The organism is Xanthomonas hortorum pv. pelargonii, assembly GCF_024499015.1.
Taxonomy (GTDB): Bacteria; Pseudomonadota; Gammaproteobacteria; order Xanthomonadales; family Xanthomonadaceae; genus Xanthomonas; species Xanthomonas hortorum_B.
Genome location: NZ_CP098604.1, coordinates 4,310,519 through 4,330,780, shown reverse-complemented (window position 1 = coordinate 4,330,780; position 20,262 = coordinate 4,310,519). Strand labels below are relative to the sequence as shown.

Genomic DNA, 20,262 nt, shown 5'->3' with positions numbered 1-20,262 from the left:
CCGCCACGTCAGCGCGTGACTCCGTGCACGGCGATCACCCAGTAGCGTGCAGCAAGACGTCATCGTCAGGACAGTTTTGGCGCAGTGGCAATCGCGTGATCGATGACCTTGAGCGCAGCCTCGCGCTCGGCGCCGGCCACCACCAGCCGTGGTGCGCGCACATACTCGCTGCCCAGGCCGACCTTTGCCTGCACCAGTTTGATCAGCTGCACGAAGGTGGGCACGGTATCCAGGCGCAGCAGCGGCAGGAACCAATCGTAGAGTTCCTTGGCGGCCGGATACCCGCCATCGCGCGCGAGTTCGAACAGGCGCACCGATTCCTTCGGGTACGCATTGACCAGACCGGCGATCCAGCCCTTGGCACCCATGCTCAGGCCTTCGACGATGGCATCGTCCATGCCGACCAGCAGCGCCAGACGATCGCCCAGCAATTCCTGCAACGCGGCGAAGCGGCGCACATCGCCCGAGGATTCTTTCACTGCCTGCAGATTGGGGAATTCGGCCGCCAGCTCGGCGATCTGCGCCGGGCCGAAGTCGGTCTTGTAGGCCACCGGGTTGTTGTACAGGATCACCGGCAAATCGGTCGCGGCGATCACTGCGCGCACATGTGCGCCCATCTCGCGCCAATCGGTGGAATACACGTACGGCGGCAACACCATCAGCCCGCCGCAACCGAGTTCCTTGGCCGCTTTCGCCAGCGCCACCGCTTCACCGGTCGCCAGGCTGGCGATACCCGGCACCACCGGCACGCGGCCGTTCAATGCAGTGATCAGCGTCTTGAGTACGGCCAGCTTGTCGTCCACGCTCAGGGTGGCCGCTTCGCCCAGCGAGCCCAGCGGCACGATCGCGGTGCAACCGGCGTCCACCAGTTGATTGGCGTGCTTGGCCAGGAAGTCGTGGTCGATCTCACCGGAGGCGGTGAACGGGGTGGTGATGGCCGGCAACACGCCGTGCCAGAACGCAGCAATACTCATGGATGATTCCCTTGCGAGTCGGAAGTGAACGGGTCGGCCAGCGCCGCGAGGCGGACCGGGAACAACGGCGGCCGGCGGCCGGCGTCGGTGGAAAGCTCGGGCGGGCAGCGCCCCAGTTCGGCCAGCGCAGTGCCGCAGATACGGCCCTGGCAGGCGCCCATGCCGCAGCGCGAAGCGAGCTTGGCATCGCGTGCATCGTTGAAGGTGTCCAACGCGCCCAGCGGCACGTCTTCGCAGCGGCACACCAGCGTGTCCGGCTGCGCCAGCGTGCGGATACGTGGATCAAGAGCGAACTGCTGTTGCAGCAACTCGGCGAACGCACGCGCGGCACGTCGCCGCGGCTGCAGGCGCAGCGCAGCGTCCGGTGCGTCGGCAGCCATGTGCCCGGCCATCGCGCCTTCGATCAGCGCGCAATCGCGCCCGCCGATGCCGCAGGCCTCGCCCGCAGCAAAGACCTGGGTGACACTGGTGCGTAGCAACGCATCCACGCGTACTTGCTGATGCGCGCCGCAGGCTTCTAGCTGACACCCCAGCAGTTGCGCGAGTTCGGTGTTGGGCACCAGGCCATAGCCCACCGCCAGTTGATCGCAGGCGACACGCGTACGACCGGCAGGCCCTTCGATTTCGATTTCGCGCAGTTGCGTGTCGCCGTAAGCGGCAACAACCAAGCTGCCGGCGCGATACGCCACCGCGCGCAACTGCAGGCGCAACGACACCGCCTGCGCCGCCTTACCCGGCCAGCGCCACAACTGCAATGCGAACTGCCGCAACGCAGCTGCAGAAGTTTGTTCGTGGATGCCAAGCACCTGTGCGCCATGCCGTTGCAGCGTGGCCGCACTGGCCAGCAGCAACGGGCCGCTACCAGCGACGACCACGCGCTTGCCGGCCAGCGGCCAGCCCTGTTTGGCCAGCGCCTGCGCGGCGCCGGCGCCGGTGACGCCGGGCAAGGTCCAGCCCGGAAACGGCAGCAGCAATTCGCGCGCGCCGGTGGCCAGCACCAGCGCGGCGTAATGCAGTTGCAGCGTGCCGTCCGGGCCATCGGCTAACAGCCAACCCGGCTGCGCCAACAGAATCTGCGTGCGCGTCAGCAGCGTGATCGATGCATCGCCCTGCACCTGTTGCAACAGCGCACGCGCATCGGCCGGCGCGCCGTGCTGCACATCGCTGCGCCACACTTGCCCGCCGGCACGCGGCTGCATGTCGACAACGCCCACGCGCACGCCATGACTGGCAGCCGCCTGCGCCGCCGCCAGACCGGCCGGGCCGGCGCCGATCACCAACACATCGAAATGCTGCACGCGCTCAGCCATCGGTGCGTACCTGCATGCCGTCGCGCGCATCCACCAGGCAGGCGCGTTGCTGGCCGATGCCATCGATACGCACCCGGCATTCGAAACACACGCCCATGCCGCACAACGGCGCGCGCGGCTGGCCACTGCACGATTGCCGAAACTGCAGCGTCGCCAGCGCCACCGCCGCGGCAACGCTGGCGCCGGCCGGCACTTCGACCAGTTGCGCATCCACGTGCAGACGCACCGTCGCGCTCATGCGGCCGCACCGTGCACGGCGCGTGCCGGTGCATAAGGCGCCGGGTCGATGGCCGGCGTACGCCCGAGCAGGCTGTCCACGATCACCCGTGCGCTCCCCAGCGCCGTGGTGACACCCAGCCCCTCATGACCGGCGGCCACCCACACATCGCGCCGGCCGGGCACCGCCCCCAGATACGGCCGCCCGTCCGGTGTGGCCGGGCGCAACCCGGTCCACACCCGGATCGCCTGCAGCTCGCGCAACACCGGCAGATAGGCGAAGGCACGTTGCAGCATCTGCTGCAGCACCGGCATCGACAGCGCGCGATCGTGCTCGCCGAACTGGCGCGAAGAGCCGATCAGGATCTGCCCGGTCGGTCGCGGCTGCACATTGAACGCCACGCTGGTGTCGTCGGCGCCATGCGCCGAATCCGCGTAGCCCAACTCCAGCAACTGATGCCGGATCACCCCCGGATGCCGATCGGTGATGACCAGATGGCCCTTGCGTGGGCGCAACGCCAGCTCGGGCAGCAACTGCGGCAAGGCCACACCGCTGGCCACCAGCACCGGGCCGGCCAACAGCTGACCATCGTCCAGACGCACCCCATGCGCCTGCAACCGCTCCACCTTGCGGCCGGCAAACAGCTGCGCGCCCGCCTTGCAGGCCAGGCTCACCAGATGCCGCGCCACCCGCGGCGGATACACCATGGCCTCACCGGGCACGCGCATGCCGCCGGCCAGGCCCGGCACCAGTTGCGGTTCCAGCGCGTACAACTGGCTCGCGTCGATGGCTTCGGCATGCAGCTCGGCCGCCGCCAGCCGTGCGATCTTGGCCGGCACCGCCGCCAGCTCGCGTGCATCGCGCGCCACCCACAGCGTGCCGCAGCGGCTGAATTCGGCCTCGCTCAGTTGCGCAAACCGCTCCCACAGCCGTAACGAGTACGCCGACAACGCCAACTCGGCCGGGTCGTCGTCCATCGCCACCAGGTGCCCCATGGCCGCCGCGGTGGAGCCGCCGCCGATCGGCCCCGGCTCGACGATCGCTACGCGCAACCCTTCGCAAGCAGCCGCCTCGGCGCAGGCCGCGCCGACAATGCCTGCTCCAATCACAATCAGGTCGTAGCTGCGTCGCGTGGACGCAGCGGTCGGCGATGTGTGCGTGTCTGCTCGTGCAGCGGCGTGTGCCGCCGCCGCATCACCGGTCTGCGCGGCAGCGGACACGGCGGCTGACGCAGCAGGCGCTGCGCTGGCATTTCCCTGCGCGCGCGGCGGCTGGTGCATCAGGCCACGATGCCCCAGGCGAACGGGTCGGCCGGGTCGATCGACAACTGCGAGCGCGCGGTGATGTAGGCCTGCCCGCTGATGCGCGGCGCAATGCCACGCCCACTCAACCGATAACTGCCTTCGAACGTGCTACCCAGAATGCCTTGCTGCACCCAGTGCTCGCCCTCGCCCAGCTTGCCGTCGGCGGCCAGGCAGGCCAGTTTGGCGCTGGTGCCGGTGCCGCATGGCGAGCGGTCGTAGGCCAGGCCCGGGCACAGCACGAAATTACGTGCCAGGCCGCTGCCATCGGGCGCGGGGCCATTGACTTCGATATGGTCGATCTCGCCACCGGCCTCACCGGTGATGCCGGCCGCTTCCAGCGCCAGCCGGATCGCTTCGGTGTAGGCGGTCAGTTCGCGCTGATGCGCCAGATCCAGCACGCACGGCGCCTGCTCGGTGATGAAAAACCAGTTGCCGCCCCAGGCCACATCGCCACACACCCGGCCATGCCCGGGCACGTCCACCTCCACGCCGGTCGCAAAGCGATAACTCTCGACATTGTCGACCGACACCGTGCCGTCTTCGGCCAGCTCCACGCCGACCGTGCCGACCGGGGTTTCGATGCGGTGCTGGCCCGGCGCGATGCGCCCCAGCGCGGCCAGCGTGCGCACCACTCCGATGGTGCCGTGCCCGCACATGCCCAGGTAGCCGACGTTGTTGAAGAAGATCACCCCGGTGCAGGCGCTGGGGTCGCGCGCCGGCAGCAGCAAGGCGCCGACCATGGTGTCCGAGCCGCGTGGTTCGCAGGCGATCGCGCTGCGCCACTGATCGAACTCGTTGCGAAAGCGCTCGCGACACTGCGCCAGATCGCCATCGCCCAGATCGGGGAAGCCGGAGAGGACCACGCGGGTAGGTTCGCCGGCCGTATGGGAGTCGATGACATCGATGGTGTGCATGGCTCATGCTCCCACTGCGGGCTGGCAGGCGACTAGCGTCCAATGCGAGTTGCAAATGCGGAAATCTGCACAATCGACAACCCGGTTCACAGCCCCGCGTTTGCGCTAGGATCATTGCTGGGCCGCGCCTTTCGTGCAGCCGTCAATCGTGACCGCCACCATGACGCCGATGGACCTCAACCTTCCCGCGCTGGAAATGCAGACGCTGTTCGACGCACTGCCGGACGTGGTGTTCTTCATCAAGGATGGGCAGGGCCGCTACACCCACTGCAACCTTACGCTCGTGCGCCGGCTGGGACGCAAGCTGCGCAGCGAAATCATCGGCCGCTCGCCGCTGGAAGTGTTCCCGCTGCCGCTGGGTGGAAGCTACATGATGCAGGACCGCCGCGTGCTGTGCGGCGAGCTCATCGACAATCAGTTGGAGGTGCATCTGTACCCCAATCGCCTGCCCGGCTGGTGCCTGACCTTCAAGCGCCCGCTATGCGAAGCCGACGAAGTGATCGGCATCGTGGGTATTTCGCGCGATCTGGGCCAGCCCGACAGCCGCCACTCGGCCTACGAACGCTTGAGCCAGGTGATGGAGCACATGCAGGCCAACTTCGGCGACAACCTGCGCGTGCAGAGTCTGGCCGATCTGGCCGGCTTGTCGGTGGCGCAGCTGGAGCGGCATTTCCGCCGCGTATTCCAGGTGACGCCGCAGCAACTGCTGACCAAGCTGCGCATCGAATCGGCGATGCGGCTGCTGTACGGCGACGACAGCATCGCCAGCATCGGGCAACGTTGCGGCTTTGCCGACCAGAGCGCGTTCGCACGCCAATTCAAGGCCACGGTCGGCATGACGCCGCGCGATTACCGCGCGCTCAAGGGCCAGTTGTAAGCGAAAAATCGGCGCTGACATACGGCTGGCACAAATGCCGAATTCGGCAGGATTCGGGTTGCCGTCGCGATGTCATTTGCGTAGTCCTTGCGGCGACCACGCAGCGCACCGGATGCTGCCCCGGATGAGGCGACGCTGAAGGTCGCGTCAAGGCGAGCCAGGGCCCGGATGGTAGAATTTCGGGTTTCCCCAACTGCGTTGCCAATGGCCAGCTTCTTTCGCCGCAACAAGCCAACCACGCCCGACAGCGCGCGTACCTCGCGCTACAGCCTGGAAGAACTGGCAGCCGCATTTCCGACCGCACCTTCTGCCGCCACCCCGGTTTCACCGGCTGAGGCCATGCCAGCTGCTGCGCCGAGCGGCACGCCAGCAGCGGTGCCGGTTGCTGCGCCGGGTGCCACACCTGCTCCCGCACAGGACGAGCCGACGGCCCCCGCCCGCTGCCGCTCCGGCCGAGCAGCTTGCGCAAGATATCGCCGCGCGTACCGGTCAGGCGCAGAGCATCGCGGCAGTGCCCACGGCGCCTGCCGCGCCGGCAACGCCCGCGCCTTCGGCATTGCAGGCACTGCCTGATCCCAAACCGCCTGTCACGCCTACTGCCCCCACTCCAGTGGTGGTGGCGCCGGTTGTCACGCAGTCATACACCGCACCAGTGCCGCCTGCTGCTGCGCCTTCGCAGCCGGCCACGCCAGCAACTCCTGCGACGCCGTCGCAGAGTGCCGCTTCTACGCTCGCACCTGCCGCACCGTCGACGACTGCGACACCTGCTGCGCCGGCTGCGACACCAACTGTCGTTGCACCGCCTGCTGCAGCGCCTATGTCTGCAGCTTCACCGGTTGCCGCAACTCCCGCGGTCGCTACGCCCGTCGTCACCGCACCGGTCATCGTCAGCACCCCGCCGCCGACCACCCAAGACAATGAACGCAACGACAGCATCGTTGGCCAGCGCGATGCGCTACCCGCAGCCCCGGCCGGCAAGCCGGGCTGGCGCGATCGTCTGCGCAACAGCACTTTCGCGCGCAGCTTCGGCGGTTTGTTCTCGCGCAACCCCAAGCTCGACGACGATCTGCTCGACGAGATCGAGACCGCACTGATCACCGCCGACGTCGGTATCGGCGCGACCACAGCATTGGTCGAAGGCCTGCGCAAGCGCATGAAGTCGCGCGAGTTCGTCGATGCACAGGCGATGTTCAAGGCGCTGCGCGCCGATCTCATCGCGCTGCTGCAGCCGGTCTCCAAACCGCTGGTCATCAATCGCTCGGTCAAGCCGTTCGTGATCCTCACCGTGGGCGTCAACGGCGTCGGCAAGACCACCACCATCGGCAAGCTCGCTAAGCGCTTCAAGGACGAAGGCAACAGCTTGATGCTGGCCGCCGGCGACACCTTCCGCGCCGCTGCGGTGGCGCAATTGCAGGCCTGGGGCGACCGCAACGGCGTGGCCGTGATCGCGCAGGGGCAAAACGCCGATGCCGCCTCGGTGGCGTTCGACGCGCTGCAGGCGGCCAAGGCGCGCGGCACCGAAGTGTTGATCGCCGACACCGCCGGCCGCCTGCACACCCAGACCGGGCTGATGAACGAGCTCGGCAAGATCCGCCGTGTGCTCGGCAAGATCGACGCCGCCGCACCGCACGAAGTGCTGATGGTCATCGACGGCACCACCGGCCAGAACGCCATTTCGCAGCTGCGCCGGTTCCATGCCGCCGTCGGCGTCACAGGACTGGTGGTCACCAAGCTCGATGGCACCGCCAAGGGCGGCGTGGTGTTCGCGCTGGCGCGCGAGTTCGGTATTCCGATCCGCTTTGCCGGCATCGGCGAGCGCCCGGAAGATCTGCGCGTGTTCGACCCGGTCGCCTTCGTCGATGCGTTGCTGCCGGAAGCGTTGGGCAGCTGATCGGCAGACGCTTGCACGCGTCTGCCGCCGTTATGAAGTCATCGCCAGCAGAGCCCATGCCAGCCGACCACGCCACGCCCACCGCTGACGCTTTCGTCCACCGCCTGCTGCACTGGTTCGACGGCCACGGTCGTCACGATCTGCCCTGGCAACATCCGCGTGCGCCCTACCGCGTGTGGTTGTCGGAAATCATGCTGCAGCAGACCCAGGTCGCGGTGGTCATCCCGTACTTCCTGAAGTTCGTCGCCAGCTTCCCGACCCTGGCCGACCTGGCTGCGGCCGACAACGACAGCGTGATGGCGCATTGGGCCGGGTTGGGCTACTACGCACGCGCACGCAATCTGCATGCGGCCGCCAAGCAATGCGTCGCCTTGCACGACGGCGAGTTGCCACGTGATTTCGATGCGCTGCTCGCGCTGCCCGGCATCGGCCGCAGCACGGCGGGCGCCATCCTCAGCCAGGCCTGGAACGACCGCTTTGCGATCATGGACGGCAACGTCAAACGCGTGCTGACGCGCTTCCATGGCATTGCCGGCTATCCCGGCCTGCCGGTGATCGAAAAGCAGTTATGGCAATTGGCTACGACGCATGTCGCACATGTGCCGGCCGGCCGCCTGGCCGACTACACGCAGGCGCAAATGGATTTCGGCGCCACGCTGTGTACACGCGCAAAACCGGCGTGCGTGCTGTGTCCGTTGCAGGACGATTGCGTGGCGCGCCGCGATGGCTTGGTGGAAGCATTGCCCACGCCCAAGCCCGGCAAACAATTACCCGAGCGCGAGGCCACCGCGCTGCTGCTGGAAAACGCAGACAAGCAGATCCTCCTGCAGCGCCGCCCGCCGACCGGTATCTGGGCCTCGCTATGGACACTGCCACAGGCCGAAACCGATAGCGGCATGCGCGCATGGTTCGCCAACCATATCCAAGGTGATTACGAGCGCGCCGATGAGATGCCGCTGATCGTGCACACCTTCAGTCATTACCGCCTGCATCTGCGGCCGTTGCGCATCCGCAAGGTCGCACTGCGTCCGGCGGTGCGCGACAATGACGATCTGCGCTGGGTGGCCCGCGCCGATCTCGCATCGCTGGGCCTGCCGGCGCCGATCCGCAAACTGCTCGACGCTCTGTAAGGCGCACTCACACTCCAAGCGCGCACACTGAGCGCGCATCCAAGGAAATCCGCATGTCACGCACCGTGTTCTGCCAGTACCAGCAATGCGACACCGACGGCCTGGATTTCGTTCCGTATCCCGGCGAACTCGGCCAGCGCGTGTTCGCGCAGATCGGCAAGACCGCGTGGCAGGCGTGGCTGGCGCATCAGACCATGCTGATCAACGAAAACCGGCTCTCGCCACGCGACCCCAAGCACCGCGCCTTTCTCGAAGCCGAATTGCAGAAGTTCCTGTTCGAGCGCAACGCCGACAAGCCGGATGGCTATGTCGCGCCGATGAGCGAAGAGTAAGCGCGGCCATCGGGCACCATTGCGCTTACCGCCAGACGGGCGCGCAGCCTGCCGGCTCATGCAGCACTGACTAATGCAGCGCTGATTTAGAGCGGCTCGCAAAACGACTTCACGCTGGTTTATTGCAGAGCGAACGATCTGGGTCTTCGCTGTAGGGCGGCTAATCTGCGGCTTGATCTGCGGCTTGGCTGCAGGGCCCTTGCCCGCCCACCATCGCGGGACACGCTGCAAGTACGTCCTTGTAAGCTCTTACGCGGCATCCATGCCGCGTAAGGTCCCGCGACGGTGAGCGGGCAAGGACCAGTCGAGATAGTCGGTGCGCAGAGTGCAAGCAATGCATATGGTCGGTGTGCAGAGTGCAAGCAATGCATATGGTCGGTGTACATGGTGCAAGCAATGCATGACGTGCGTGGTTTGAATAATTCCAGCTTCCCAACACAAGCCAAGCAGCAGGCAGGCTTTCACCCGACTACCGACCAACTCTATGGTGCGGTGCCCTCGCCGATTGCGGGACCGTGGCGGCATGGATGCCGCCACCGAGCCCCCAGGGACGGGTTCACGGCGTGTCCCGCGAGCGGCGAGGGCACCGCGCCCTCGACCGACCAGGCTTGTGATCTGGGCTTCTGACTACATCGAACAAGAAGCGGCCAACAAAAACCACTGCGCTCACCGCCAGGCGAACGCTCGCTACCGTTTTGACCGCTCGCTACGTTGTGTCAGTCGCCCTTGGCCGCGACACTTTCAACCAGGCATCCGCATAGCCTCGGCAAACATCGCTCAACAGATCCCAGCAGGCCCGTCCAGCAACAGGCGGATACGCTTGAGCAATTCCTTCTGCGTATACGGCTTGTTGACCACGCCGAACTCCGCGCCACCCACGTCGGTGCGCTGGATGCCGGCATCGGCGTAGCCGGTGGTGAGCAGAATCTTGATGTTGGGCAGCATGCGGCAGGCCTCGCGTGCGAGCACCACACCATTCATGCCGCCCGGCATGATCAGATCGGTGAACAACGCATCCACCTCCGGATGCAGCTCCAGCACTGCGATTGCTTCGCGTCCGCTGGATGCGCACAGGACACGGTAGCCGGCACCTTCCAGAAAGAGCTTGGCAACCACCGCCACGTCCTGCTTGTCTTCCACGATCAGGATGTTCTCGCTACCTCCCTGCTCGATCACGCGCTGTTTGACCGCCTGCACGTCCTCCGCATACTCGCTGGATGCCGGGAAATACAGCCGCACCGTGGTGCCCTCGCCCACTTCGCTATGGATGCGCACGGTGCCGCCAGACTGCTTGACGAAGCCGTACACCATCGACAACCCCAGCCCGGTGCCCTGGCCTTCTTCCTTGGTGGTGAAGAACGGCTCCATCACCCGGCTGGCGATGTCCGGCGGCATGCCCGAGCCGGTGTCGCGCACCGCGATGCTCACATACCGGCCCGGTGCCAACTGGTGATAGGTCGCCAGCTCGTGGCTGGTGATCTCCACATTCTGCGTCTGTACCGTGACTTCCTTGCGCTCGGCATAGGCCATCGCATCGCGCGCGTTGATCAACACATTCAGCAGCGCCATTTCGGCCTGGGTGGTGTCGATCTGACAATTCCACAGCCCCTCTTCCAGCGACTGCCGCAGGCTGATGTCGCCGCCCAGCGTGCGCTCGGCCATGTTGTTCATGCCCGACACCAGACCGTTGAGATTCACCACGCCGCCGCGCAACTTCTGCTTGCGCGAAAATGCGAGCAATTGCTGGGTCAATGTGGCCGCCTTGGCCGCAGCAGCGGCCGCCTGCTCGGCACTGAACGCAATGCGTTTGGCATTACCACCGCCGTCCGCAGCCATCATCTGGATCACTTCCAGATGGCCGGACATCACCTGCAGCAGATTATTGAAATCGTGCGCGATACCGCCGGTCAATTGACCCAGCGCTTCCATCTTCTGCGCCTGACGCAAGGCGTCCTCAGCGTCGCGGCGCCGGCTCACGTCCAGCTGCGAACCGAAGAAATACACCAGCTCGCCCTTGTCATCGAACACTGGCGAGACGAACAGCGCATTCCAGAACGAGGAGCCGTCCTTGCGGTAATTCAGCACCTCGGTGGCGAATTCGCGACGGTTGGCGATGGAGGCGCGAACCTCGTTGACGTTGGCCGGATCGGTGTCCGGCCCCTGCAGAAAGCGGCAATTGTGGCCGATGACCTCTTCCGACGAATACCCGGTCATTTCCAGGAATGCGCGGTTGGCGAACACGATGGGATTGTCCAGTAGATGCGGATCGGTCACCGTCATCGGCATCCGCGTGGTTTCCACCGCGGCAAAAAAGATATCCGAGCGTTGCCTCTCGGCAGGAGGAGCGCGAGATCCGCTGATGTGGGGCGCACATGGCGCTCCGTGACCGGGATCGTTCAAGTGCATCTTCTGCGCAGGGCAATGTTCATGACCGGAGTCTAGTTGGAGGCGGTTAGTTGACTCCTCACATGCGCTGGGTACGTTTTGCCACTACGGCAGCGCTCACCCGTACAGGCTAGTGTGGCGCAACCCTGGAAAACACATTGATCACCACTGCCCCAGCCGCGATCAACCCCATACCCAGCATCGCCGGTGCATCCAGCCGTTGCCCATGGAGTGCCCACGCCACCAGCGACATCAGCACGATGCCCGCGCCCGAACACAGGGCGTAGGCGATGCCGACCGGGATGACCCGCAACGTGAGCCCCAGAAAATAAAACGAAATGCCGTAGCCGAGCACCGTCAGCAGCGATGGCCACAAGCGCGTGAAGCCTTCGCTGGATTTGAGCGCCGAGGTCGCGGTGACTTCTGCGCAGATTGCCACCGCCAGCAACACCCAGTTCTTCATCGCTGCCACCTTGTCGTCCGCAATCCGGCGACCATAACCGCCAGCGCCGGCTTGCATGCAAGCGCGCAGCTGTGAGCCATTGCAGACATGGTCGCTTGCTGCAAGCCAGCCAAGCGTGGTGCCACACGCTGCCATGCCTAGACATCCGCAGACGTGCATCGGCAAGGTTTTGCCGTAGCATGCGCGGGCACCAAGCAGCTCCTGCGCCGCGTCCGGCCGTTCTGGCACCGTTGCGCGCATTCTTTCCCGCGCCAGTGCCTTCGTCTGGCGACCCATGCGGTATCACCATGCCGGGCTACCAGACCCAGATTCACGAGTTGACCTTCGGGCAGCTGACCTACGTCATTCGCGCACTGGCCGACAAGCAGCAGTACGCCGATCCCGATGAAAGCGCTGCCGAGGCGGGCATTTCGTCCGCGCAGTGGAGTCTGTTCGGCCAGGTCTGGCCGGCCGGGCAACTGCTGGCCGAAGCGATGGCCACGCGCCCGATCGAAGGCAGACGCATCCTCGAACTCGGTTGCGGCTTGGGGCTGGCGAGTCTGGTGCTGCGCAGGCGCGGCGCCGACGTCGTTGCCAGCGATCACCACCCGCTGGCCGAAGTGTTTCTGGCCTACAACGCTGCGCTCAATGCGCTGGAATCGGTGCCGTATCGGCGCCTGGACTGGGACACCGGCGCGCCGAACATGGGCCAGTTCGACATGATCATCGCCAGCGACGTGCTTTACGAAACCCGCCACGCCACCATGCTGGCAAAACTCATCCCCGCGCTTGCCAAGCCCTCGTGCGAGATCGTCATCAGCGACCCGGGCCGCGGCAATGCCAATGCGCTATCGCGCATGCTCGCAGACATCGGGTTTTCGCTGATTGCCGGCGATCGCCAGGCCTCGGTGCAGGTTGCCAAGGCACCGCGCCTGTTCGTCTATCGGCGCAACATGGACAACTGGAGGCCGACAGGCGGTTGATCGCAGCGCTATGCCATCACGGCGTCGGCGTGTACGCCGACAGCGACACCGGCTTGCGCGGGTCAGCCTTGATCTCGGTGTGCTCGCTCATCCGCATCGCCTCGGCGTCAGGCCTGTCATCGGTATTCATTTCCCAGCTTTCCGTCACACGCTTGTGGAAGAAGAACCCACCGCGCGCACGGTCGTAGCGGAAGGTGATGTAGTCGGTCCAATGCTGCCCGCACGACACGCCATTCTGCACGGTGAAATACGCGCCCTTCGCCACCAAGCCTTCTTCGCCATCCAGAAACGGATCGCACTGGCCGCCTTCGTCGGCCTTGAAGATTACCCGCGTATTGCGCCCGGCTTCGACAAAGCCACCGTCCGCGTTCGCCACCAACACCAGCAAGGTGCGTGCAGGCGCAACGCGCCCGCTGGAGCGCAGCGCATCCAAGGTGCCTTCAGACGCGGCGCGCAGGGCCACTACATAATCCTGCCGGCCGTCTCCAGTCAGATCCGCAGTGGCAACGCCGATCACCGTCTGCCCGGCAGGCAGCAACTTTGACGCATTCGCAGGCAGCGTGGACGCGCCACACGGCATGGCCGCAGCCAGTGCCATTGCCACCAACCACCAGTGGTTTTTCGTCATTGCCGTTCCTTCGTCCGATCAAGCCCACAAGGATACCCGGCCATGCAGGCTCCTCGACCGGTGATGCGTTGCGGAGTACCACGCGCTGCAGCACCACAGGCGATTGAGCACCACCTGCGCACAGCCAACAACTCACACACCGTTGTGGCGGCGCTAGGTCTCGCGAACCCGGTATTCCTTTGGATCCAGAAACTCCGCCAGGCAGGAGCCGACGCGCAGCGCCTGCTCACGCGCATCGCCGCGATACTCGCCCTGCCCGGCGCCCTCGATCGTGGCCACTGGCGACGCGCGGTCGCGGTGGTAGACGAACGCGGTCGACAGCCACAACGTCGCGCCAGGCGCCTGGCTTTCCAACGTCTCCACGCGGAACTCACCGCAATAGCCATGAATCAGCGTGCGTCGAAGTGTCTTGTGCGTCATGCGCGCAAGTATCGCCACGCGCAGTTGAAGACGACGTGGAAGCAAAGCACTCATCGCGAGACCGAGCAAGACGCCCGCGCAGATTGACTGCGACGGCAACTTGCAGCGTCATTCGAGCCGATTTGCAAAGACGGTTCGCGACACAGCCTTATCGTCAATGCACTCGCCGACAGACACGACAAAACCACCCGCCAATCTGTGTGCAGGTCTAGCTCAAAGGAAACAAAACAAGAGTCTCAAAACCCGGCGATTGCCGGAAAGCCTTGCGAATGAAGGCTGGGAAATGGTGGCCGAGGACGGAATCGAACCGCCGACACGGGGATTTTCAATCCCCTGCTCTACCAACTGAGCTACTCGGCCACTACCTGCAACGCGATGCCTGCGTTGCGAGGACGCGCATCATAGCGAGCAGGCGCAGTTTGGGCAAGCCTTGTGCGCAACTTTGTTGCGGGCCGGTGCCGGCAGCCGGGTTTCTTGCGCCGGTTCACGCCGCGCGGCGGGTGGCATGGCCTAGCCTGCGCGCGTCCCGAGGAGATTGTCATGCGCCTGCCCCGCCTGCTGCTGTCGTTCGCTTTGCTGCTGCCATTGACCGCTATTGCCCAACAGCCGATACGCGCGGTGCCGCAGCTGGACATCTCCCGCTACGCCGGGCAGTGGCACGAGATCGCGCACCTGCCGGTCTCGTTCCAGAAGAAGTGCCGCAGCGATATCACCGCCAGCTACACCTTGCGCGACGATGGTTTGATCGGCGTGCGCAACGGCTGCCGCACCGCCGATGGCGCCCTGACCCAGGCCGACGGTGTGGCGCGGCCGGTCGATGGCCAGCCCGGCCAACTGCAGGTGCGCTTCGCCCCGGAATGGCTGAGCTGGCTGCCACTGGTGTGGGCCGACTATTGGGTTATCGCGCTCGATCCGGACTACCAATGGGCGGTGGTCGGCGAGCCGGATCGCAAGTACCTGTGGATCCTGTCGCGCTCGCCACAGATGCAGCGCGCGCAGTTTGAACAGCTCAAACGCCAAACCACGCAGATGGGCTACGACCTGTCGCCGCTGATCGTAGCTGCGCCATTGCTGTGACTGCAGCGCTGTGACCGCACGCCCTCAGTCCCCGTTGCTGCAGCAAGGCAGCAACCGTACTGCGTAGTATTCTTGGCGCCGCCTTACCCAGCCAAGGATCCGAGTACATGCGTCGTGCCTATCGCCTTGTGATTGTGTCGCTGACCTGCGCCCTGCTGCTGAGCGCCTGCGGCGGTGCGGTGCGCCGCGTGTCTGAGCCGGCAGCCCGCATACAGCAGCTGACCGTGCGCCCGGATGGCGCCTGGTCGGTGGACCTGCGGCTGCAGAACTACAGCAGCATCCCGATGCAGTTCGAGCGCGTGGCGCTGGAGATCTCCGCCGGCGACCAGCTGGCCGGCAAGCTCGACCAGGCCGTGGGTATTTCGATCGGCCCGGAGACCGCCGACGTGGTGACTGTCACCCTGCAGCCGACCTCGCTGGGCCGCCTCACCGTCGCCGACGTGCTCGCCAGCGGGCGCTCGCTGCCGTACACGCTCAAGGGCACGGTATGGGCGACCCCGCAGGACAAGAAGCAGCGCGATTTCACCGTCGAATCGCGCAATACGCTCAGCCCGGCCCCCGGCCTCAACGGCGTGCTGCGCTGACGCGCACGCCTTCCCGCACTCGTTTGAAGGACTCCGCATGAGCAGCTACACCGCCCCGCTGACCGATTTCCGCTTTGCCCTGCACGACGTACTCGGTGCGCAAGCCCTGTTCGCCCGGCTCGGTTACACCGATGCCAGCACCGACATCATCGACGCCGTGCTCGAAGAAGCCGGTCGCTTCACCTCGCAGGTGCTGGCGCCGCTCAACAGCATCGGCGACGAGATCGGCTGTGCGTTCGACAAGAGCACCCACGCGGTGACTACCCCGCCCGGCTTCCGCGCGGCCTACGACCAATTCGTCGAAGGCGGCTGGAACGGGCTCACCGCCGAGACGCAATTCGGTGGTCAGGGCATGCCGCATACGCTGGGCGTGCCGTTGAGCGAGATGATCAACGCCGCCAACCTGGCCTGGGGCAACTTCCCGCTACTCTCGCACGGCGCGATGGAAGCGCTGCGTCAGCACGGCGAAACCTGGCAGCAGGACGTCTTTCTCAAGCCGCTGATCGACGGCCGCTGGACCGGCACCATGTGCCTGACCGAGCCGCATTGCGGCACCGACCTGGGCCTGCTCAAGACCCGTGCCGAACCCAACGCCGACGGCAGCTACGCCATCACCGGCACCAAGATCTTCATCACCGCCGGCGAGCACGACCTCACCGACAACATCGTGCATCTGGTACTGGCCAAACTGCCGGATGCACCGGCGGGCGCCAAGGGCATCTCGCTGTTCGTCACCCCCAAATTCAAAGTGGACCGCGACGGCACCGTGGGCGAGCGCAACGCGCTGCATTGCGGCTCGATCGAGCACAAGATGGGCATCAAGGGCTCGGTGACCTGCGTGATGAACTTCGAAGGCGCGCAAGGCTATCTGGTCGGCCAGCCGCACAAGGGCTTGCAGGCCATGTTTACGATGATGAATACCGCGCGCCTGAGCGTGGGCCTGCAGGGCATCGGCCTGTCCGAGCGCGCGTATCAAAATGCGCTGCGTTACAGCCGCGAGCGTCTGCAATCGCGCGCGCTCAGCGGTGCCAAGTTCCCCGACAAGCCGGCCGACCCGATCATCGTGCACCCGGACGTGCGCCGCATGCTGCTGACCATCAAATCGCTGACCGAAGGCAGCCGCTTGCTGGCGCTGCACGCGGCCAGCCTGGTCGATGTCGCCCATCGCGGCGCCACCGAACAGGAGCGTGCCGATGCCGAGACGCTGGTGAGCTTCCTCACCCCGATCTCCAAGGCCTGCCAGACCGAGTGGTCGATCGAGAACACCTACCACGCGCTGCAGTGCTTCGGCGGCCATGGCTATATCCGCGAATACGGCATGGAGCAGCTGGCCCGCGACGCACGCATCACCACCATCTACGAAGGCACCACCGGCATCCAGGCGCTGGATCTGATCGGCCGCAAGACCGCTGCCAGCCAGGCCGCCGGGCTGAAGTTGTTCCTGGCCGATGTGGAAACCTTCGCCAATGCGCAGCAAGGCAATGCGGCGCTGGCCGAGTTCATCAAGCCGCTGCGCGACAAGTGCAGCGAGTGGGCAATGCTGACCCGCGACGTACTCGATCGCGCCGCCCGCAACCCGGACGAACTCGGCGCCGCCAGCTACGACTATCTGTTCTATTCCGGCTATGTGGTGCTGGCCTACTGGTGGGCACGCAGCGTGGCCGCTGCCGATGCCTCCGCGCACAGCGAGGACTTCAAGCGCGCCAAGCGCGAGACCGCACGCTTCTACTTCGCGCGCGTGCTGCCTCGCACGCTGACCCATGCCGCCACCATCCGCAGTGGCGCCGCGCCGCTGATGACGCTGGAAGCGGAGCTGTTCGGCGAAGGCTGATCGCTGCGATACACAAACTGTCAACGATCGGGTATAAGCTGTTTTCCCGATGGAGACAGACACTCACGCACGTGGTGTGATCGTCCCCGGCGGCTTCGATGCCCCGGTCGCGGGCAGCTCTGTCGCTGCGTTTCAGCAACTTCCCGCATTGCGCCTGCTCTCGCTCGATGCGCACGGCCGGGTGCTGGACTGGATCAACTGGCAAGACGCGGCCTGTCTGTACGCACGCGGCGCGGTCTCCTGGACGCTGGGCGAGCCATGCATGCAGATCCATGGCGGCATCTCGCGGCTGACCGGCGAGCGCAGCGTGCTGGAATTGCATCCCATCATCGCTGCGCGTGGTCACGCACGCTCGCGCGCACTGGACCCGACCCCCACGCTCAGCAACACCGCGCTGTTCGCACGCGATGCGCAGCTGTGCCTGTATTGCGGCCAGCACTTCAGCCGCCCGCAACTAACCCGCGACCATGTCATGCCGGTGTCCAAGGGCGGCCGCGATACCTGGGAAAACGTGGTCACTGCGTGCTTCCAGTGCAACTCGCGCAAGGCCAACCGCACGCCACAGCAGGCGCATATGCCGCTGCTGGCGGTGCCGTATCGGCCGAGCTGGATCGAACATCTGATCCTCTCCAACCGCAATATCCTCTCCGATCAGATGGCGTTCCTGCGCGCGCAGTTGCCCAAGCGCTCCAAGCTGTCGCTGTAGTTCGCGCGCCCAGCATGCATCTGCGCGTCCAACCGGGTGCGGCAGATTGCCGCATGCGCAGGCGTTCAATGCGCCCGCCAGCAATGGCGGCGAGCGCAGCCATCACTTCCCGCTGACAGCTGAACCGGTTTGCTTGCCGGGCCTTCGCATGGGGAGGACAATATGGCTTCAGAACATTGACACGATGATGATCGATTCCACCCGCTATCCGCGCCTGTCGCGCATCCAGACCCCTGACGATCTGCGTCGCTTCGACGAGGCCGAGCTCACGGCGATCGCCGAAGAACTGCGTGCCTACCTCATCGAGTCGGTAGGCAAGAGCGGCGGTCACTTCGCGGCGGGCCTGGGTGTGATCGAACTCACCGTCGCCCTGCACTACCTGTATCAGACCCCGGTCGATCAGCTGGTGTGGGACGTGGGCCATCAGACCTACCCGCACAAGATCCTCACCGGCCGTCGCGACCAGATCCACACGGTCAAGCAGAAGGACGGCGTGGCGCCGTTTCCCAAGCGCGAAGAAAGCATCTACGACACCTTCGGCGTCGGCCATTCGTCGACCTCGATCTCGGCGGCGCTCGGCATGGCGATCGCCGCGCAGCGCAACGGCGACGAGCGCAAGGTGGTCGCGGTGATCGGCGACGGCGCGATGACTGCCGGCATGGTCTACGAAGCGCTCAACCACGCCGGCGGCATGGATCCGGAGCCGAACCTGCTGGTGATCCTCAACGACAACCGCATGTCGATCTCCGAGGCGGTCGGCGGGCTGACCAAGATGCTGGGCCGTGCCAGCGGCAGCCGCACGCTCAACGCGATCCGCGAGGGCGGCAAGAAGATCCTCGGCGACAAGAAGAACAACCCTACCGCGCGCTTCGTGCGGCGCTGGGAAGAACACTGGAAAGGCATGTTCGTGCCGTCCACGTTGTTCGAAGAAATGGGCTTCCACTACACCGGCCCGATCGACGGCCACGACCTGCCCACCCTGGTTGGCGCACTGAAGACCTTGCAGACGCTCAAGGGCCCGCAGTTGCTGCACGTCATCACCACCAAGGGCAAGGGCTACGAGCTCGCCGAAGGCGACCAGATCGGCTACCACGCGGTGGGTCCGTTCGATCCGAGCAAGGGCCTGATTGCCAAGGCCGGCGCCAAGAAGCCGACCTATACCGATGTCTTCAGCGACTGGGTCTGCGACATGGCCGCGGCCGAGCCAACGCTGCTGGTGATCACTCCGGCAATGCGCGAAGGCTCGGGCCTGGTGCGTTTCAGCAAGGAGTATCCGCAGCGCTATTTCGACGTGGCGATTGCGGAGCAACATGCGGTCACCCTGGCCGCCGGCATGGCGACCCAGGGCGCCAAACCGGTGGTGGCGATCTATTCCACCTTCCTGCAGCGCGGCTACGACCAGTTGGTGCACGACGTGGCGGTGCAGAAGCTCGACGTGCTGTTTGCGATCGATCGCGGCGGCGTGGTCGGCCCGGATGGCGCCACCCATGCAGGCAATCTGGATCTGAGCTTCCTGCGCTGCGTGCCGCACATGGTGGTGATGGCGCCGGCCGACGAAGCCGAGTGCCGCCAGATGCTGACCACCGGCGTGCGCTACGAAGGCCCGGCAGCAGTGCGCTACCCGCGTGGCACAGGCCCCGGCAGTACGCTCGACACATCGCTCACCACCTTGCCGATCGGCAAGGCGCAGCTGCGCCATAACGGCGCACGCATCGCCCTGCTCGGCTTCGGCGCGAGCGTGGATGCGGCAGAAGCGGTCGGGCGCGAACTCGGCCTGACCGTGGTCAACATGCGCTTCGTCAAACCGCTCGACAAAGCCATGCTGCTGGAACTGGCCAAGAGCCACGAAGGCTTCGTCACCATCGAAGACAACGTCGTTGCCGGCGGCGCCGGCTCGGGCGTGGCAGAGCTGCTCAATGCCGAAGCGATCACCATGCCGATGTTGCACCTGGGCCTGCCCGACAGCTTCCAGCACCACGCCAGCCGCGAAGACCTGCTGGCCGATGCTGGCATTGATCAGGCCGGTATCCGTGCCGCCGTGCTCAAGCGTTGGCCGCAGCTGATGGCAAGCAAGGCGCCGTCGTTGAATGCGGCTGCGGGTTGAGGCTCGCGGTCAGTAGAGCGACTTGGGGCGGCTAACAAAACCTCTCGAACGCTTTATCGATGGCGACAACGTGATGGTCGCACTCGCCTTCGTTGGACACTGGAGCGATGTCGGCAATGGCAATGCCATTGCTCGGATCGACAGGAGCCGAGC

18 protein-coding genes, 1 tRNA gene and 1 pseudogene are annotated in these 20,262 nt (G+C 65.6%); 10 read left to right on the top strand and 10 right to left on the bottom strand.

Translation table 11 applies throughout. The features are described from left to right. Positions 1-65: 65 nt before the first annotated feature. From NDY25_RS18630 to NDY25_RS18610, 5 genes are read right to left on the bottom strand one after another with little or no spacing between them, the layout of a single operon-like run. Positions 66-974: a dihydrodipicolinate synthase family protein gene (locus tag NDY25_RS18630; RefSeq protein ID WP_168958419.1), complete on the bottom strand. Its 909-nt coding sequence runs from the start codon at positions 972-974 to the stop codon at positions 66-68. Next, positions 971-2,284 (bottom strand): FAD-dependent oxidoreductase, encoded by a 1,314-nt coding sequence (locus tag NDY25_RS18625; protein ID WP_168958420.1) that lies wholly within the window; start codon positions 2,282-2,284, stop codon positions 971-973. The genes NDY25_RS18630 and NDY25_RS18625 overlap by 4 nt, the downstream gene beginning before the upstream one ends. Continuing rightward, positions 2,277-2,522, bottom strand: a complete 246-nt coding sequence (locus tag NDY25_RS18620) for a 2Fe-2S iron-sulfur cluster-binding protein (protein WP_055825951.1) — start codon at positions 2,520-2,522, stop codon at positions 2,277-2,279. The genes NDY25_RS18625 and NDY25_RS18620 overlap by 8 nt, the downstream gene beginning before the upstream one ends. Further along, entirely contained in the window at positions 2,519-3,781 is a 1,263-nt protein-coding gene (locus NDY25_RS18615) for an NAD(P)/FAD-dependent oxidoreductase (RefSeq protein ID WP_168958421.1), read from the bottom strand. The genes NDY25_RS18620 and NDY25_RS18615 overlap by 4 nt, the downstream gene beginning before the upstream one ends. Then, positions 3,781-4,719: a proline racemase family protein gene (locus NDY25_RS18610; RefSeq protein WP_168958422.1), complete on the bottom strand. Its 939-nt coding sequence runs from the start codon at positions 4,717-4,719 to the stop codon at positions 3,781-3,783. Before NDY25_RS18610 ends, NDY25_RS18615 begins: the two co-directional genes overlap by 1 nt. Positions 4,720-4,879: 160 nt before the next feature. Here NDY25_RS18610 and NDY25_RS18605 point away from each other — a divergent pair, with 160 nt between their 5' ends. The 4 genes and pseudogenes from NDY25_RS18605 to NDY25_RS18590 all read left to right on the top strand — a co-directional run bounded on the left by NDY25_RS18605 (position 4,880) and on the right by NDY25_RS18590 (position 8,949). Then, entirely contained in the window at positions 4,880-5,596 is a 717-nt protein-coding gene (locus NDY25_RS18605; RefSeq protein WP_006451835.1) for an AraC family transcriptional regulator, read from the top strand. Between the two features lie 204 nt (positions 5,597-5,800). Further along, positions 5,801-7,487, top strand: a pseudogene (ftsY, locus tag NDY25_RS18600) (signal recognition particle-docking protein FtsY). 56 nt (positions 7,488-7,543) lie between these two features. Further along, a complete protein-coding gene (gene mutY, locus NDY25_RS18595) occupies positions 7,544-8,617 on the top strand; it encodes an A/G-specific adenine glycosylase (protein ID WP_168958424.1) in 1,074 nt (357 codons plus the stop codon). Between the two features lie 53 nt (positions 8,618-8,670). Then, a complete protein-coding gene (locus NDY25_RS18590; protein ID WP_168958425.1) occupies positions 8,671-8,949 on the top strand; it encodes an oxidative damage protection protein in 279 nt (92 codons plus the stop codon). A gap of 777 nt (positions 8,950-9,726) precedes the next feature. Here NDY25_RS18590 and NDY25_RS18585 read toward each other — a convergent pair. Both NDY25_RS18585 and NDY25_RS18580 read right to left on the bottom strand, forming a co-directional pair. After that, positions 9,727-11,349: a hybrid sensor histidine kinase/response regulator gene (locus tag NDY25_RS18585; protein WP_168958426.1), complete on the bottom strand. Its 1,623-nt coding sequence runs from the start codon at positions 11,347-11,349 to the stop codon at positions 9,727-9,729. 115 nt (positions 11,350-11,464) lie between these two features. Next, a complete protein-coding gene (locus NDY25_RS18580) occupies positions 11,465-11,797 on the bottom strand; it encodes an SMR family transporter (protein ID WP_168958461.1) in 333 nt (110 codons plus the stop codon). A gap of 287 nt (positions 11,798-12,084) precedes the next feature. On the opposite strand from NDY25_RS18580, the gene NDY25_RS18575 reads away from it, so the two are divergent. Beyond that, a complete protein-coding gene (locus NDY25_RS18575; protein ID WP_074057240.1) occupies positions 12,085-12,759 on the top strand; it encodes a class I SAM-dependent methyltransferase in 675 nt (224 codons plus the stop codon). Positions 12,760-12,775: 16 nt separating this feature from the next. Here the strand turns inward: NDY25_RS18575 and NDY25_RS18570 are convergent, their stop codons facing one another. From NDY25_RS18570 to NDY25_RS18560, 3 genes are all read right to left on the bottom strand, one after another. Continuing rightward, positions 12,776-13,357 carry a hypothetical protein gene (locus NDY25_RS18570; protein ID WP_168958462.1) on the bottom strand — a complete coding sequence of 194 codons (582 nt, stop codon included), beginning with the start codon at positions 13,355-13,357 and terminating at the stop codon, positions 12,776-12,778. Between the two features lie 183 nt (positions 13,358-13,540). Then, positions 13,541-13,807, bottom strand: coding sequence for a hypothetical protein (locus tag NDY25_RS18565; protein WP_043889283.1), 267 nt, complete (start codon positions 13,805-13,807; stop codon positions 13,541-13,543). Between the two features lie 284 nt (positions 13,808-14,091). After that, a tRNA-Phe gene (locus tag NDY25_RS18560) sits at positions 14,092-14,167 on the bottom strand. A gap of 180 nt (positions 14,168-14,347) precedes the next feature. On the opposite strand from NDY25_RS18560, the gene NDY25_RS18555 reads away from it, so the two are divergent. The 5 genes from NDY25_RS18555 to dxs all read left to right on the top strand — a co-directional run bounded on the left by NDY25_RS18555 (position 14,348) and on the right by dxs (position 20,109). Next, entirely contained in the window at positions 14,348-14,884 is a 537-nt protein-coding gene (locus NDY25_RS18555) for a lipocalin family protein (RefSeq protein WP_168958427.1), read from the top strand. Positions 14,885-14,991: 107 nt separating this feature from the next. Then, positions 14,992-15,468 (top strand): LEA/WHy family protein, encoded by a 477-nt coding sequence (locus NDY25_RS18550; RefSeq protein WP_023904379.1) that lies wholly within the window; start codon positions 14,992-14,994, stop codon positions 15,466-15,468. 37 nt (positions 15,469-15,505) lie between these two features. After that, complete coding sequence (locus NDY25_RS18545) at positions 15,506-17,299, top strand: acyl-CoA dehydrogenase C-terminal domain-containing protein (RefSeq protein ID WP_168958428.1); 1,794 nt, start codon at positions 15,506-15,508, stop codon at positions 17,297-17,299. A gap of 49 nt (positions 17,300-17,348) precedes the next feature. Next, positions 17,349-18,005, top strand: coding sequence for an HNH endonuclease (locus NDY25_RS18540; RefSeq protein WP_023904381.1), 657 nt, complete (start codon positions 17,349-17,351; stop codon positions 18,003-18,005). A gap of 187 nt (positions 18,006-18,192) precedes the next feature. Then, positions 18,193-20,109: a 1-deoxy-D-xylulose-5-phosphate synthase gene (gene dxs, locus NDY25_RS18535; RefSeq protein WP_168958429.1), complete on the top strand. Its 1,917-nt coding sequence runs from the start codon at positions 18,193-18,195 to the stop codon at positions 20,107-20,109. Positions 20,110-20,262 lie beyond the last annotated feature (153 nt).

Excerpts from the sequence above, each read along its gene's own strand:
- NDY25_RS18630 (WP_168958419.1), bottom strand. The coding sequence starts at position 974 with ATGAGTATTGCTGCGTTCTGGCACGGCGTGTTGCCGGCCATCACCACC.
- dxs (WP_168958429.1), top strand. The coding sequence starts at position 18,193 with ATGATCGATTCCACCCGCTATCCGCGCCTGTCGCGCATCCAGACCCCT.
- NDY25_RS18580 (WP_168958461.1), bottom strand. The coding sequence starts at position 11,797 with ATGAAGAACTGGGTGTTGCTGGCGGTGGCAATCTGCGCAGAAGTCACC.
- NDY25_RS18570 (WP_168958462.1), bottom strand. The coding sequence starts at position 13,357 with ATGGCACTGGCTGCGGCCATGCCGTGTGGCGCGTCCACGCTGCCTGCG.
- NDY25_RS18565 (WP_043889283.1), bottom strand. The coding sequence starts at position 13,807 with ATGACGCACAAGACACTTCGACGCACGCTGATTCATGGCTATTGCGGT.
- NDY25_RS18540 (WP_023904381.1), top strand. The coding sequence starts at position 17,349 with ATGGAGACAGACACTCACGCACGTGGTGTGATCGTCCCCGGCGGCTTC.
- mutY (WP_168958424.1), top strand. The coding sequence starts at position 7,544 with ATGCCAGCCGACCACGCCACGCCCACCGCTGACGCTTTCGTCCACCGC.
- NDY25_RS18615 (WP_168958421.1), bottom strand. The coding sequence starts at position 3,781 with ATGCACCAGCCGCCGCGCGCGCAGGGAAATGCCAGCGCAGCGCCTGCT.
- NDY25_RS18550 (WP_023904379.1), top strand. The coding sequence starts at position 14,992 with ATGCGTCGTGCCTATCGCCTTGTGATTGTGTCGCTGACCTGCGCCCTG.
- NDY25_RS18545 (WP_168958428.1), top strand. The coding sequence starts at position 15,506 with ATGAGCAGCTACACCGCCCCGCTGACCGATTTCCGCTTTGCCCTGCAC.
- NDY25_RS18610 (WP_168958422.1), bottom strand. The coding sequence starts at position 4,719 with ATGCACACCATCGATGTCATCGACTCCCATACGGCCGGCGAACCTACC.
- NDY25_RS18605 (WP_006451835.1), top strand. The coding sequence starts at position 4,880 with ATGACGCCGATGGACCTCAACCTTCCCGCGCTGGAAATGCAGACGCTG.
- NDY25_RS18575 (WP_074057240.1), top strand. The coding sequence starts at position 12,085 with ATGCCGGGCTACCAGACCCAGATTCACGAGTTGACCTTCGGGCAGCTG.
- NDY25_RS18555 (WP_168958427.1), top strand. The coding sequence starts at position 14,348 with ATGCGCCTGCCCCGCCTGCTGCTGTCGTTCGCTTTGCTGCTGCCATTG.
- NDY25_RS18625 (WP_168958420.1), bottom strand. The coding sequence starts at position 2,284 with ATGGCTGAGCGCGTGCAGCATTTCGATGTGTTGGTGATCGGCGCCGGC.
- NDY25_RS18590 (WP_168958425.1), top strand. The coding sequence starts at position 8,671 with ATGTCACGCACCGTGTTCTGCCAGTACCAGCAATGCGACACCGACGGC.
- NDY25_RS18620 (WP_055825951.1), bottom strand. The coding sequence starts at position 2,522 with ATGAGCGCGACGGTGCGTCTGCACGTGGATGCGCAACTGGTCGAAGTG.